Genomic DNA, 14,328 nt, shown 5'->3' on the forward strand with positions numbered 1-14,328 from the left:
GGCTAGCGGACCCTGATCGGTAGCGTGCCCCAGCCCCGCACGCTGGACGTGTGCGCCATCTGCGCAGCCTCGTAGCCGATGTCCCACTCCGGCCAGCGGACCAGGATCTCCTCGAGCGCCACGCGTGCCTGCATCCGGGCCAGCGCGGACCCGAGGCAGAAGTGCAGTCCCTGACCGAAGGACAGATGCGCGGCGTTGCGGTGAATGTCGAAGCGCTCGCCGTCGGCATAGTGTCGATCATCGCGATTGGCCGATCCGTTGAGCAGCAACATGATCGACCCCTCCTCGATGACTTGACCGTGGCATTCGACATCGTGTGCGACATGGCGGGCCTGCACCGGTGACGGCGCCTGGAATCTGAGCACCTCCTCGACCGCGCCGGGGATCAGCGAGAAGTCAGACGCCAATTCGGCGCGCTGTCCGGGATGTTCGGCAAGGATCTGGCCGATGAAGCCGATCAGCCGGGTGGTCGTCTCGTTGCCCGCGCCGGCGATCATACTGGTGTAGGTGAGCACCTCGGTCCGGGTCAGCGGCCGTGGCGACCCGTTCTCCTCGATCTGCGCGGTGAGCAACTGCGTCATCAGGTCGTCGGAGGGATGGTCGGCCCGCCACTCGATGTAGTCGGCGAACAGTTGGTAGCTGTTCTCGAATGTCTCGGTGGTGACGGCCTTGAACGTCCCTTCCGCCAGGCCGATCGCGCCGCCGGTCTGCTCGCGGATCTGGGCCTGGTCGGTCTCCGGGATCCCGAGCAGGTAGCCGATCGTGCGCATCGGGATCTGGGCGCCGAGAACCGCGATCAGGTCGAAGCCGTCCTCCCCGGTGAGCGGGTCGAGGGCCCGCACGCAGAACTGACGCGTCAGGGGCTCGATCGCGGCCATCCGCCGCGGCGTGAACACCTTCGACAGCAGCCTGCGGTGCAGATCGTGCAGCGGCGGATCCTCGAACAGGATGACGCCCGGCGGCACCTCGATCCCGCTCTTGATGACGTCCATGGTGGTGCCGCGACCCGACCGGTAGGTCTGCCAGTTCGGCAGCTCACGGGCCACGTCGTCGTAGCGGCTCAGTGCGTAGAAGTCGTACTTGTCGTTGTAGTACAACGGCGCTTCGTCGCGCATTCGCCGCCAGATCGGGTACGGGTCGTCGTCGATCGCGAAGTCGAACGGGTCGTAGTAAAGGTCGACCGTCTGCGCGTCAGTCACGCCGATCCGCCTCCTCAGTCGTCGAATGCGTGGCGCGGCAGCGTGTTCGGCATGTCGAGCGAACTAAGCAACCCGGTGGGGGCCGCCACGACATACGGAATCGCGTTGACCACCCGCATCGCGGTTGCCGCCATCGCCGCATGGCCGGCGCCATGGCCCTCGGCGTCGCCAAGGTTCATCGCGCAGTGGATGTCCGGTTCGCCGGTGATGTCGACGCGGTAGGTCGCGTCGAATTCCGATGTCAGCCAGTCCGGTGCCACGTCGCGGGCCATCCGGATGATGTGCTCGATGACGATGGCCTCCCGTCCGTTGACCACGCCGGCGGCCCTGGTGCACACCGCACCGCAGGTCCCGGCCTTGATGGTGCCGAACGCGACTTCGATGTCACGATCGGTCAGCCGCCGGTCCAGCGAACCGCGCACTTCGGAGACCTCCACCCCCAGGCCGGCCGCCATCAGGTGAATCGGTGCCTTCCAGGCCATTTCGATGAAACCAGGTGTCTTCAGCAGCGGTTCGAAGTCGAGTGGGTGCCCGAACCCCATCCCGTTCATCATCACGTCGGCCACCGGGTAGTGGTCGTTGAGCGCCACCTCCGTGACCTTGATGCAGTCGATCTTCTTCGACTGTGTTGTCAGGAGCAGTGCCAGTTGGTCCGATCCGAAACCGGGGAAGATCCCCGAGGCGTAGAACGACACGTTTCCGGACTTCGCCGCCTGCTCCAGCTGGTCCCGCCACTCGGGCGAGTAGTAGGCCGGCGGGTAGATCAGCGTGGTCGACGTGGTGGACACGATGTTGATACCGGCTTCGAGCAGTCGGAGGTAGTCGGGCACCGCGCCCGCATCGCGTTCGGGACCGCTGGCGGCGTACACGACACAGTCGGGTTGCAGGGCGATCAGCGCGTCGGCGTCATCGGTGGCCGTGACACCGACCGGGTTTCCCCCGGCCAGTTCACCGGCGTCCTTACCGACCTTGGTCTTCGAATGCACCCAGACGCCGACGAGTTCGAGGTCCGGTCTGCGCCGGATCGCGTCGATCGCGATGGACCCGACGCCTCCGGTGGACCAGACCACCGTGCGTAGTGGTGTTGTCACTCAAGCCTCCAGTTTCGTGTCGTGTGCTCGCTCGACCGCGCGGGCGGCACGTTCGAGGTAGGGCCAGGCGGTCTCGGGCGGCAACCCGCCGCACAGCGGCAGGAGCGGCAGCAGCCCACCGCCACGGATGGTTTCGGCAGCCTCGTCGGTCGACATGATGCGGTAGGGGCTGTCCTGGTCGCGCAACGCCGGCACGCTGTCGGCGCGGCAGATGCTCGCCACGGAGTCGTCGCCGTGGCGGTAGGACGCCGCGGTCATCGCGTCGTGGAGCAGATAGGAGCCGATTTCGTCCCAGGCCGTGTCGATGTCGTCGGCGACGAACACTGCTGTCGGCGCGCCCGCCACCGGGAGCTGAAAGAGCCCCGGTTCGAAGCCGTGGGCGCGGCATTCGGCCTCGTAGAATTCCCTGAGCTCCGGTGACGGGGTCTGGGAGATGAACCCGAGCCCGTTGCGCGCGGCCCGGCGCGCGGCGGCCCGGCTGCCGCCGGCGATGAGCAGCAACGGGCCGCCGGGGGTGGCGGGTGGCGGCGTCACGTGACTGACCGAGCCGTCGCGGTGGACCGGCTTGCCCGAAAGCAGTTGGCGCAGCACGGTAAGCGTCTCGTCGGCCACTCGACCGCGATCAGCCATCCCGACGCCGAAGTGTTCGTATTCTTCGGCGCGGTGGCCGATCCCGAAGGCGTACGACACGCGCCCGCCGCTGATGATGTCGAGGACGCTCATCTCCTCGGCCAGCCGCACGGGGTCCCAGAAGGTGATCGGTACCGCGGCCAGCATGATGGCCAACTGTCGCGTGCGGGCCGCGATCGCCGACGCCAGGATCAGCGGCGCGGGCAGGTGCCGGTCGTCGGTGGCATGGTGCTCGGACAGTACGGCCGCCACCGCGCCGCGCGTCTCAGCCCATGCGCACATCTCGATGGCCGCCGCGTAGAGACCGGTGGTGTTCCCGGCGGGCGCCCGCATGTCGAACCGCAGCGTGAACATCAGCGCTCCGCCAAGGTCGTCACGCCGACCGACTCTAACCTAAAATTTGTTCCCTGGTGTGCGTTCAGCTCACCTGTGTCAACGTGACCGGCATCTCGACGTCGAGAACCTTGTTGAATCCGCATGCGCCGCTGGGGCCTTCGGTCTTGTCCCAACCGACGAAGCGGCCGGGTTCGGGCGGGTAGTCCGACCAGAAGGTGAACGACTGTCTGCCGGGGTGCTTGGTTCCGTCGATGCAGGGTTCCCAGTCCGGGACGGTCCTGGTCACCTTCCACCGGCCGCTCATGTAGACCAGGTCGGCGCTCCACCCCTGGTCGCTGACCACCCGGCCGGCGCAGTCCTGGTAGGTCGTGCACGTGGAGGTGACCGTCCAGGTCTGGGTGACGCTGAGCTCCGGGTGGTCTGAGTCGTTGGTCTCGGCCCAGCGGCCGTCGGAGAACACCGTGAACGTGCCGTTGATCGCGACCTCGCCCTGGGCGCGGGCGGGTGACGCGACGCCAACCAGACACGTCACCGCCACCCCGATAACCACCGCCGGGCGGATCACGGCGGCCCCCCCGGGTAGACGAGGTCCTGCCAGGAGCGTGGCTGCTCGACGAGATCGGTCTGATGCCCGGCGTTTCCGTCCGGTGTGGCGTATCGGCCGCTCTGCGGATCGTAGTGCGCGACGGCCACCGACGGCCCCGGTCCCGGCGGGATCCCCGGCGGAAGTGGTGTCCCCTCGACCGGTGCGAACAGGTTCTCGTCGGCGGTGACCCGATCGTCGGGCGGCACCCCCTGCGCGATCAGGTTGGGGTCGATCGGATACGCGCCCAGCGAGTGCTGGCGCATCGCCAGCGGCTTGTAGGGCTGGTCGCTGTAGCACTGCTCCACGGTCGGTGCGCGCTTGCCGGGCACACCCATGCACGGCGCATTGCGCGCGCCCCGCACGACGATCGGCGAATCCTGCGGCAGCTTGCAGTACACCCCGTCCGGGGTGTCGATCGTGGTGAGGTCGGCCGGGCTGCGCCAGGCCGAGGGCGGAAGGAACCCGACGGTGCAGGGGTTGGGGTCGGTCATCTGAATCCTGAAGTCGCCGATCGGGATTCCCGTGGCATTGTTCTCGGCGGCCGAGGACTGCGCGTTGGCCACGAACGACGGCAGCAGCACCAGCACCTGTTCGAGTGAGGGTCGGTAGGTCACCGCCACCTGGCCGAACGTCGTCATGTTCGCCAGCAGGACCGGCAGGGTCGGTTTGATCTGCTCGAGCAGGTGGGCGGCCTCGTCGGCGGCCGGCGGGCCCGCGGTGAGCAGCGTGCGGATCTGCGGGTCGTTCTGCACCACCTGCCCGGTGATGCCCGCGAGACTGCCGGCCCACAGCCGTAGCGCATCGGTGGACCGCGCCTGCGCGTCGAGCAGCGGCACGGAATCCTCGATCAGCGTCGCCGAGCGCGCGGCGTCGCGGTTGAGGTCGCCCGACAGCGTGGCCGACGAGTCGATCAGCGATCCCATGTCATAACCGGCGCCGCCGAACGCGGTGAACGAATCGTCGATCAGCGCGCGCAACCGGCCGTCGGGGATGCTGCCGATCAGCGTGTTGACCTGTTCGAGCATCGGGCTGACCGGTTGCGGAATCGTGGTGTCCGACATGGGGATCACCGATCCATCCTCGAGATACGGCGGCTGGTCGGTTCGCGGTAGCAGTTCGACGTACTGTTCGCCGACCGCCGACACGCTGCGCACCTCGGCTTGCAGGTCGGCCGGAATTCTCGGGGACGTGTCGAGGCGCAGGGTGGCGACGGCCTTCGTGCGCGACACGTCGATGCCGGTCACCTTGCCGATCTGCACTCCGCGGTAGGTCACGTTGGCGAACCGGTACAGCCCGCCGGACGCGGGCAGCTCGAGGGTCACGGTCACCTTGCCGATCCCCAGCAGCGTCGGCACCCGCATGTAGGCGAACACCATCGCCGAGACGCCGACGATCGAGGCGATCGTGAAGATCACCAGCTGGATCCGGACCAGACGCGGCAGCATCAGCCACCACCCCCGGGCTCCCAGGGTGCGGGCGCAGCATTCGGGATCGGCCCGAATGGCGGCGAGGTACCCACTCCGAGCGGATATTTGGTGTAGTACGAGTCGTAGCCCGGGTCGCCCGGCGCCGGGACGAGCGACGCCCGGTCCTGGCCGAGCGCGGTGCCCAGCAGCAGGCCGCGCTTGATGCGCGCGTTGGTCAGGTCGACGGTCACCCACAGGTTCATGTAGTCACCGCGGATCCCCCGGTCGATGAGGTTCTGCGTCATCGGGAACGTCGGTAGCCACGCCAACGCGGTGTCGATCTCGGGCCCCACATCGGCCAGCGCGCGCAGCGTGGGCGCCAGGTTCGTCAGGTTGGCCACCAGATCGGCGTGGGTGTCGTCGACCAGCCCGGTGATGGTGCGGCTGAACTCCCCCAGCCGTTGTAGCGCGGTGGTGAACCGGGGACGTTCCCGCACCAGCACGTCGAGCGCCGGCGGGATCTTGTCCAAGGCCCGGGTGAGTACCTGCTCTTCGTCCCCGAGCCGCTGCGCGAACTTGTTGAGCTCCTCGATCGTGGCGATGATGTTGTCGCGCTGCCGGTACAGCGTCGCGACGAAGGTGTCCAGGCGCGTGATCAGGTCGCGCACATCGCCCTGTCGACCGGACAGCGCGGTGTTGAAGTTCGCGATGATGTCGCCGATCTGGCCCAGGCCGCCGCCGTTGACGACGGCGGCCAGCGAGGCGAGCGTGCGCTCGGTCGACGGGTAGGTCGACGTGCCGTTCAGTCCGATCGTCGCGCCGGGCTGCAACCGACCCCGCGGCGCCTCACCCGGCGGCGGGTCCAGCGCGACGTGCATCGAGCCCAGTAGGCTCGTCTGCCCGACAGTCGCAACGGCGTTGGCGGGCACCGCCACTGCGGGCTCGACCGACACCTCGAGGTCGATGTGCCACCCGTGCAACGTCATCGCACCGACGCTGCCGACGATGACGTCGTCGATCATCACCGGTGAATTCGACTCCAGCGTGCCGACATTGGCGATCTCGAGGTGGTAGACGGCGGAATCGGAGCCGCGCCCGACCGCACCGGGCAGGGGCAGCGAGTTGACGCCCTGAAACGAGCACCCGGTGACCGTCAGCATCGCGGTCAGGCTCAACGCCGCCATCCGCCTGCCGGTCACGGGGGTGTCCCGTGGCTCGGCGGCGACGACGGCTGCTCGGCGGGCAGCAGCATGTCGGGCAGGGTGACAGGGCCGGGGGCGGCGGCGCCCGGCGCGTGTGCCGGCCCCGGTGGCGGCGGGAAACCCGGCGGCGGCGGCACATCCCCGGAACCGGTGTACGCCGACACCGCGGGCCGCGGCTCGGGTTCCCGGGCCGGTGCGCCGGCGCCGGGCATCAAATCCGGTTCGGTGTAGCGCAGCATGTACGGCGGCGGGTTGGAGGACAGAAACAGGCTGAACGGGAACGGCAGGTTGTTGAAGTTCGCGGTGCGAAGTCCCGGGCCGAGGTACTGCGAGCACAGTTTCCCGGTGCTCGGCGCGGTGACGTTCTCCAGCGCCCCGATCATCCCGCAGATGAACCACTTCGGGTTCGACATGTTGTTGAGCACGAAGACGCCACTGGCCGCGCCGGTGCGTGGGTCGAACATGTTGACGGCATTGGCGATCGAGTGCGGCGCGATGTGCAGGACGTTCTCCAGTGCCATCCGGTTGTCGGCCAGGTTCTGCGTGACGGCGGCCAGCCGCTGGATCTGTTCGGCGGTCTTGTCGCGGGTGCCGCGGATGAACCGGGTGGTCTCGCCGACGACCTCGGAGAGGTTGGTCAGCGCGGCGTCGAGGTCGGAGCGGCTGTCGTTGAGGACGCTGGTGAGTGTGGCGAATCGGTCCTGGAACTGCACGATCTGGTCGTTGCTCTCACGCAGCGCGGTGACGAAGGTCTGCAGGTTCGCGATCGTGTCGACGACGTCGCCGCTGCCGTCGGCGAGGATCCTGCCGACACCGGACAACTGGGCCAGCGTCTCGCGCAACCGCGCGCCGTTGCCGTCGAGTGCGCCGGCCGCGCTGTCGATGAACCGGCCCACCGAGCCGGTCGACATGCCGTCGGCCGGACCCAGATCCGTTGCCAGCCGCATCAGCTGGTCTTTGACCTCGTTCCATTCGACCGGGACCGCGGTGCGGTCGACCGGGATCACCGCGCCGTCGGCCATCACCGGTCCCGACTCGTACGCCGGGGCGAGTTGGACGTACCGCGCCGACACGAGGTTCTGCGCGACGATCACCGCCTTGGCGTCGGCGGGTACCCGCACCCCCCGGTCGACGGCCAGTCTCATCTCGGCCTGTGTGCCGATCGGACGGATCGAGGAGATCGTGCCCACCTTGACCCCGGCGATGCGCACCTCGTCTCCGGGGTAGATCGCGGTGGCGGTGAGGAACTGCGCGGTGATCACCGTCGGCCGCAGCAGGGTCTGGCGGATCAGGACGACCCCGCCGCCGAACAGGACGGCGACCAGTAAGACGGCAAGCACGCGTCGGAGCTGGATGCCGCCAATGTCGCGGCCCCGGCTGGTCGGGCTCATCGGGGCGGCCCTCCCCACTGTTCGTGTGGTTGTGGGATCCCGTTGTAGGGGAACGGGAGTTCGGCGCGCGGGCCGGCGTTGTCGGGCGGCTGACCGGCGTTGACGCCGCGCCGGAACCCGAACGCGTAGTCGAGCCACGGCTGAAGCAACTGGCCGAACGCAATGTTCGGGATGTAGGCCTGATAGTAGGGTCCGTTGCCGATCGTCTCACCGAGCGTGATCTGGAACTTGGCCAGCCCCGGCAGCGCCTTGGCGATGTTGTCGCGGTTCTTCTCCAGCACCGCGGTGACCGCGTTGAGCGTGTCCAGCGTGGGGGCGAGTTCGCGTTCGTTGTCCTCGATGAGCTTCGACATCTGTTGGGACAGCGCCGAAGTGTGGGCCAGCATCTCGACGATGGCGTAGCGGCGCGCCGACAAAACCGTGACCAGATCGTTGGCATTGAGAAGAAGGGTGTTGACCTGCTGGCTACGGTCGCTGAGAATCTTCGACACGTCGGCGCCGCTGGCCAGCAACTCCCCGAGGGTGTCGTCGCGGTCGTTGATCGCGCGCGACAGGTTGCTCAGCCCGTCGAAGGTCGGGCCGAGTTGGGGCGCCACTTCGTCGAGGGTGGCCGACAGGGTGTCCAGCGACTGGTTCAACGCCGCCGTGTCGGTACCGGCGGTGTTGGTCGTGAGCTCGCTGACCGCCTCGGTCAACGAATACGGCGATGCGGTGCGCGACACCGGGATCACCGCCATCGGGCGCAGCGTGCCCTCGCCCTTGGATTCCAGGGTCACCACGCGCTCCCCGAGCAGCGTGCCGGTGCGTACGTGGGCGGTGGTGTCCGAACCCAGCGTGACGGTGCCGTCGACCGTCAGCGTCACCAGCGCGTTGCGCCCCTGCAGCGCGACAGCCGATACGCTGCCGACCTTCATCCCGGAAATGGTCACGTCGTTACCGGGGGCCAGTCCGCCTGCGTCGGCGAACTGGGCCTGGTAGCGCACCGCGGTCGCCCATGACATCAGGCGTTCAGGGGCCAGACCGACAGCGATCACCAGCGTGATCAGTATCACGCCGATGATTCCCGACCGGATGAGCCGGCTGCCACGGTATTTCAGCATCAGGGTTCGCTACACCTGCCGTTCTCCTGCCGGACCCACGGGAACACGGCGGTACGGCCCTGAAGATCGGTGACCCGCCACTTGAGTTCGCAGATGTAGTAATTGAAGAAGCTGCCGTAGGCGCCGGTCCGGATCAGCTTGCGGTAGTTCTCCGGCGCCTTCTGCAGTCCGGTGTCGATCCGGTCCTTCTGGAAGTCCAGGTTGGGCGCCAGCCGGTTCAGTTCGTCGACCGTGTCCGCCAGCGGTGTGCGGGCTTCGCGCAGGAGATCGGCCACCGAAGCGGTACCGTCGTTGAGCGCGTCGATCGCGGTGCCGATCGGATCGCGCTCGGCCGCAAGCTCGGTGACGAGCACTTCGAGGCGGTCGATGGTGCCGGAGAACTTGTCGCCTTCCCTGTTGAGGGTGCGCAGCAGGGTGTGCAGGTTGTCGATCAGGGTCTGGATGGTCTGGTTGCGTTCGGCGAGTGCGGTGGTGAACCCGGAGGTGTTGGTCAGCAGCGAATGCAGTGTGCCGCCCTGGCCCTGGAAGATCTGGATCAGCGACGCCGAGAGCGCGTTGACGTCTTCGGGGTTCAGGCCACGGATGACGGGTTTGAGCCCGCCGAGCAGAAGGTCGAGATCGAGTGCGTGCTCGGTCTGTTCGCGCGGGATCCGGGCACCCGACGGCAGCGGTTCACCGCCGGGGCCTTCGATCAGTTCGAGATAGCGGTCGCCGACCAGGTTGAGGTAGCGCACCGCCGCGCGGGTGCCGGTCGTCATCTGTACGTTGCGATCGGCGTCGAAATGGACCAGCACGGTCTTGTCGGGCAGCAGTTGCACCTGCTCGACCGTGCCGACCCGCATACCGCCGACCCGCACCGATTGGCCGGTCTCCAGGCGGGACACGTCGCCGAAGACCGCGGAATAGCTTCTGGTGCTGCCGGTTTGATACTGCCCGAAGATGACGAACAGCGATGCGGTCAGCAGCGTCATGACCGCGGTGAAGATCCCGAACTTCACCAACGTCGGACGAAGCGGCTGTCTCATCCGGGTTGTCCGATCTGCGCGGTGTTACGCGGTGGTCCGGCAGTTTCGGTGTCGGGGAACATGATCTGTTTGATGATGTCGGCGTTGAGGATGATGCCCGGATAGGTGCGCCGCCACGGGTTGGTTCCGGTGTCGGCGACGACATAGGGTGCGACCGTTTCGTAGGGCAGTTTCGGAAGGCCGGTGCACTGCGGTCCCCCGGTCGCGCCGGCTTTCGGCAGATCGAGCGGGTACCGGTACCGCTCCTGCGCCCAGAGGAAGCCGGCCAGAACGGTGACGCCGGGTTCTTTCATCGGCGGTCGGTGCGCGAGATCGACCATGCCGGCCAGCGAGCACCAGAGCGCCTGGTTGTACTGGTCGGTCAGCTCGGTGGTCGGCACCAGCAGGGCAAGCACCTCGGCCAGGGGTTGGTGGTTGTGGCCGAGCACATCGTTGCCGATATCGGCGAGCCCGATGATGCTGACCAGGGCGGCGTCGAGGTTCTGCTCCTGATCGACCACGCTGTCGCCGATGCGGGCCGCGTTGTCGGCGATCGTCACGAAATCGGTTGCGGCGTCGGCATAGGCGCGCAGTACGCCCGGCGCGGTCTGGAGGTCTGCGTCGAGGGCGGGCAGGGCGGGCTCGAGTGTCGCCAGATACGAGTCCAGATCCGAGAGCATCTGACCGAATTTGTGTCCGCGTCCCGACATCGCCGAAGCGATCGCGCCCAGGGTGGCGTTGAGCTTCGCCGGTTCGATGTTGGCCAGCACCGAGGTCAGCTGCTCGAAGACGGTGTTCATCTCGACCATGACGTGCCGGGCGTCGATCACCTGGCCCGCCCGCAACGACTCCCGTGACGGTTCGGCGGGGAACACGAACTGTATTTGCTTGGCGCCGAACACCGTCGGCGAGGCGATGTCGACCAGGGCGTTGGCTGGTATCGCCTCGAGCTTGGCCGGGTCGAGGGCGAGGTGGATCGCCGCCTGCCCGGTCGGCAGGTCCTCGATGGCGGACACCTTCCCGACCTGCACGCCGCGGACCTGGACCTTGGCGTCCGGGTTCATCACCAGTCCGGCGCGCTGCGAGATGACGGTGACCGGCACGGAATCCGAAAGCCCGCCGCGGAACAGGTTGGCGGCCAGGACGAACATCGCCGCAACCGACACGATGGCAATCAAGCCGACGAGCGGGCGCAGCAGATGTCGTCTCACAGATCGACTCCGCGAATGCGTACGTCGCGGTGACGCGGGCACACCGCCGGTCGGTATGACAAGCCCGCTTCACCCCCCGTACGCGTGGAAGACCGGTGCAGCACTTTACGCCGGAACATATCTTTGGGTCAATCACTTCCGGTTGGCCTGGCCGACAGGGACAGTAACCGCTCCCCTTCCTGCAAACTTCACGGGTCGAAGCGCAGATAAAAGTTTGCTACATAAGATTGACACACGCCTCTGGGCTGTTCAAGCCGCAGAAATGAGACATCAGTGTCTTACCTGTCTCGCCGAGGAGTCTGCGTCGACCCATGTGTCTCTTGGCGATCTGCCCGGAACAACTATTAGGCCCGAAACCCGGCAGGTGGTAACTCGCGAGGTCTCTACCTCGACGAGGAGAAATAATGCCGCGTCGCGCGCGCCGACGCGTACCAAACGGCAATTTTTATGAAGATAGCCAGTCGGTGGTGCCGGCGGCTCGGCTGCCCTGACGCATGCGTCGGGCTGAAATCACTCGGGCAGACGCAGTTCGGGTTTCTCGACCTCTTCGATGTTCACGTCCTTGAACGTGATGACGCGCACCTGCTTGACGAAGCGGGCGGGCCGGTACATGTCCCACACCCACGCGTCGCCCAGCCGCAGCTCGAAGTACACCTCACCGTCGGAATTGCGGGGCACCACCTCGACGCTGTTGGCGAGGTAGAACCGGCGCTCGGTTTCCACCACGTAGCTGAACTGCCCGACGATGTCCTTGTATTCGCGGTAGAGCGAGAGCTCCATCTCGGTTTCGTACTTCTCGAGATCTTCGGCACTCATCGCTTCAGCTGTCCTTCATCCTGGTATCGCCGCCCGCTTGTAGGCGCCCCCGTGTAGGCGCCCCCGTGTAGGCACCCCCGTGTAGGCACCATTGTCCCCTACCCCACTTCCCCACGCTGCTCCGGCACACAGTCGTCGACCAGTTCGGTGACCACCTTGATGCCACCGGAGGTCGCGACCCGACGCACGTTGATGAACGAGTGCCGGTGCTGGGCGCACGGACCCCGTTCGGCCAGCGCAGCGCTGTGCGCGGGCGTGCTGTAGCCCTTGTGATCGGCGAACCCGTAACCCGGATGCTCGGCCTCCATCTTCACCATCAAGCGGTCCCGGCTCACCTTGGCCAGCACGCTGGCCGCCGCGATGCACGCCGCGGCCGCGTCGCCACCGACCACCGGCAGCGAGGGTACCGCGAGACCGGGTACCCGGAACCCGTCGGAAAGCACATAGCCCGGACGCACCGACAGGCCGGCGACCGCGCGGCGCATGCCCTCGATGTTGGCGACGTGCACTCCGCGGCGGTCGACCTCGGTCGACGGAATGAACACCACGTGATAGGCCAGGGCGTAGCGGCGGATCAGCGGGAACAGCCGCTCACGTTCCCTCTCGTTGAGCCGCTTCGAGTCGTCGAGCGCGCTCAGGCTCTCGAGCCGGTTGGGCCCCAGCACGCAGGCCGCCACGACGAGCGGGCCCGCGCACGCGCCGCGACCGACCTCGTCCACTCCCGCGACCGGGCCGAGCCCGCTGCGGTACAGCGCGGATTCCAGCGTGCGCAGCCCCGAGGATTTCCGGATCACCGTGCGTGGCGGCCATGTCGCCGGCAAGACCAACTCCTACTGATCAGCGAGTCACGTCTGCGGGTTCACGCTGCCGATTCCGCCCCACCGTGACGGCGGCCAGGCGATGAACCGCGCCTTTCCGATCACATTGTCCACCGGGACCGTGCCCGCCTCCGGGTCGCCCGTGCAGATCAGGCCCTTCTGGGCGTCTTCGGGGTTGCTCGAGCAGTGCGCCCGCGAGTCGGCCGAGTGCGTGCGGTTGTCGCCCATCACCCACACCCTGTCCTCGGGGACCTTCACCGGGCCGAACTCCCGGCCGAGGCACGGGTAAATCGCCGGGTCGGCGTTCATCGTCTCGGGATCGAGGTACGGCTCGTCGAGCCGTTTTCCGTCGACCGTCAGCCCGGTGGTCGCGCGGCACTCGACGGTCTGGCCACCCACCGCGATGATGCGTTTGACCAGGTCGTTCTCGTCGGGCGGGACGAAGCCGACAAAGGACAGCGCGTTCTGCACCCAGCGGATCGCGGGGTTGTCCGAGCGGATCGACCGGTAGTTGAGGTTCCAGTTCGGCGGGCCCTTGAACACGACGACGTCGCCGGGTTCGGGCGAGGTGAACCGGTAGGTGAGCTTGTCGACCATGATGCGGTCGCCGGTGCAGCCGGCGCAGCCGTGCAGCGTGGGCTCCATCGACTCCGACGGGATCAGGTACGGCCGCGCGACGAACGTCAGCATCACGTAGTACAGGACCAACGCGATCGACACGAGGATCGCGAATTCCCGAACCGCTCCGCCCTTCTTCTCGGGCTTCGCAGAGTCCTCGGACGAATCCTCAGACGACACGACGCTGTCGTCGTCGGAGTCGTTCGGGGCGGGATCGGCAGGCTTCTCGTCGGGCTCTGTGGGTCCGGTCACCGCATCAGGGTAGCCAGCGCGGTCGTCATCGCCGCGCTGCTGGCGTTCCAAGGATCAGGCTTCGGTGCGGATGCGCCGACGGACCGTCAGCGCTTCTCCTTGATCTTGGCCTTCTTGCCACGCAACTCGCGCAGGTAGTAGAGCTTGGCGCGCCGGACGTCACCGCGGGTGACGACGTCGATGTGGTCGATGTTGGGCGAGTGCACGGGGAAGGTGCGCTCGACACCGACGCCGTAGCTCTCCTTGCGCACGGTGAAGGTCTCGCGGACACCGCCGCCCTGGCGCCGCAGCACGACACCCTTGAAGACCTGGACGCGCTCCTTGGAACCCTCGATGACCTTCACGTGCACATTGATGGTGTCGCCGGGGCCGAATTCCGGAATATCGTCGCGCAGCGACGTCTGATCGACGAAGTCCAGCGTGTTCATCGGTGACACTTCCTTGCGGTTGGCGGCTGCGGGCGATGCGGTCGCGGTGGACGCATGCCGAGCCGATCTGATCGGGCGTATCGGGGTGTATCTCGCAGCGGGCGGAGCTAACCGTTCCCGGGTCCTGCACAGACAACTGCTCAATTGTGCCAGATGGGGCGGGGTCGAGTGAAATCGCTTCCGCCTCGGCGCGGTGGACACCACGCTACCGCGCTCCCCGCGACGGTGCGCCATACCGAT

At 67.2% G+C, this 14,328-nt stretch carries 14 protein-coding genes; all 14 read right to left on the reverse strand.

Features of this window, described 5'->3' with window-relative positions; translation table 11 throughout:
* Nucleotides 1-2 precede the first annotated feature (2 nt).
* The 14 genes from BHQ18_RS00765 to rplS all read right to left on the reverse strand — a co-directional run bounded on the left by BHQ18_RS00765 (nt 3) and on the right by rplS (nt 14,088).
* A complete protein-coding gene (locus tag BHQ18_RS00765; protein WP_069411660.1) occupies nt 3-1,199 on the reverse strand; it encodes a cytochrome P450 in 1,197 nt (398 codons plus the stop codon).
* A 14-nt stretch (nt 1,200-1,213) separates the two neighbouring features.
* Nucleotides 1,214-2,290: an NAD(P)H-dependent amine dehydrogenase family protein gene (locus BHQ18_RS00770; RefSeq protein WP_069411661.1), complete on the reverse strand. Its 1,077-nt coding sequence runs from the start codon at nt 2,288-2,290 to the stop codon at nt 1,214-1,216.
* Nucleotides 2,291-3,274, reverse strand: coding sequence for an LLM class flavin-dependent oxidoreductase (locus BHQ18_RS00775; RefSeq protein WP_069411662.1), 984 nt, complete (start codon nt 3,272-3,274; stop codon nt 2,291-2,293).
* 64 nt (nt 3,275-3,338) lie between these two features.
* Entirely contained in the window at nt 3,339-3,821 is a 483-nt protein-coding gene (locus tag BHQ18_RS00780; RefSeq protein ID WP_069411663.1) for an Rv2253/PknI dimerization domain-containing protein, read from the reverse strand.
* Entirely contained in the window at nt 3,818-5,287 is a 1,470-nt protein-coding gene (locus tag BHQ18_RS00785) for an MCE family protein (RefSeq protein WP_069411664.1), read from the reverse strand. Before BHQ18_RS00785 ends, BHQ18_RS00780 begins: the two co-directional genes overlap by 4 nt.
* Complete coding sequence (locus BHQ18_RS00790) at nt 5,287-6,447, reverse strand: MCE family protein (RefSeq protein ID WP_131815641.1); 1,161 nt, start codon at nt 6,445-6,447, stop codon at nt 5,287-5,289. Before BHQ18_RS00790 ends, BHQ18_RS00785 begins: the two co-directional genes overlap by 1 nt.
* A complete protein-coding gene (locus tag BHQ18_RS00795) occupies nt 6,444-7,841 on the reverse strand; it encodes an MCE family protein (protein ID WP_069411665.1) in 1,398 nt (465 codons plus the stop codon). The genes BHQ18_RS00790 and BHQ18_RS00795 overlap by 4 nt, the downstream gene beginning before the upstream one ends.
* The gene (locus tag BHQ18_RS00800; protein ID WP_069411666.1) at nt 7,838-8,941 is read right to left on the reverse strand and encodes an MCE family protein; all 1,104 of its coding nucleotides are present in this window, start codon (nt 8,939-8,941) and stop codon (nt 7,838-7,840) included. Before BHQ18_RS00800 ends, BHQ18_RS00795 begins: the two co-directional genes overlap by 4 nt.
* Nucleotides 8,941-9,966 carry an MCE family protein gene (locus BHQ18_RS00805; RefSeq protein ID WP_069411667.1) on the reverse strand — a complete coding sequence of 342 codons (1,026 nt, stop codon included), beginning with the start codon at nt 9,964-9,966 and terminating at the stop codon, nt 8,941-8,943. The genes BHQ18_RS00800 and BHQ18_RS00805 overlap by 1 nt, the downstream gene beginning before the upstream one ends.
* Nucleotides 9,963-11,156: an MCE family protein gene (locus BHQ18_RS00810; protein WP_264010180.1), complete on the reverse strand. Its 1,194-nt coding sequence runs from the start codon at nt 11,154-11,156 to the stop codon at nt 9,963-9,965. The genes BHQ18_RS00805 and BHQ18_RS00810 overlap by 4 nt, the downstream gene beginning before the upstream one ends.
* Nucleotides 11,157-11,666: 510 nt before the next feature.
* On the reverse strand, nt 11,667-11,972 hold the full coding sequence (locus BHQ18_RS00815) for a DUF2469 domain-containing protein (protein ID WP_069411668.1): 306 nt from the start codon (nt 11,970-11,972) through the stop codon (nt 11,667-11,669).
* A gap of 98 nt (nt 11,973-12,070) precedes the next feature.
* Nucleotides 12,071-12,793 carry a ribonuclease HII gene (locus BHQ18_RS00820; protein ID WP_069411981.1) on the reverse strand — a complete coding sequence of 241 codons (723 nt, stop codon included), beginning with the start codon at nt 12,791-12,793 and terminating at the stop codon, nt 12,071-12,073.
* Between the two features lie 24 nt (nt 12,794-12,817).
* On the reverse strand, nt 12,818-13,660 hold the full coding sequence (gene lepB / locus BHQ18_RS00825) for a signal peptidase I (protein ID WP_069411982.1): 843 nt from the start codon (nt 13,658-13,660) through the stop codon (nt 12,818-12,820).
* An 86-nt stretch (nt 13,661-13,746) separates the two neighbouring features.
* The gene (gene rplS / locus BHQ18_RS00830; RefSeq protein WP_069411669.1) at nt 13,747-14,088 is read right to left on the reverse strand and encodes a 50S ribosomal protein L19; all 342 of its coding nucleotides are present in this window, start codon (nt 14,086-14,088) and stop codon (nt 13,747-13,749) included.
* Nucleotides 14,089-14,328 lie beyond the last annotated feature (240 nt).

The sequence above is a fragment of the Mycolicibacterium flavescens genome, assembly GCF_001722335.1.
Classification (GTDB): Bacteria; Actinomycetota; Actinomycetes; order Mycobacteriales; family Mycobacteriaceae; genus Mycobacterium; species Mycobacterium flavescens.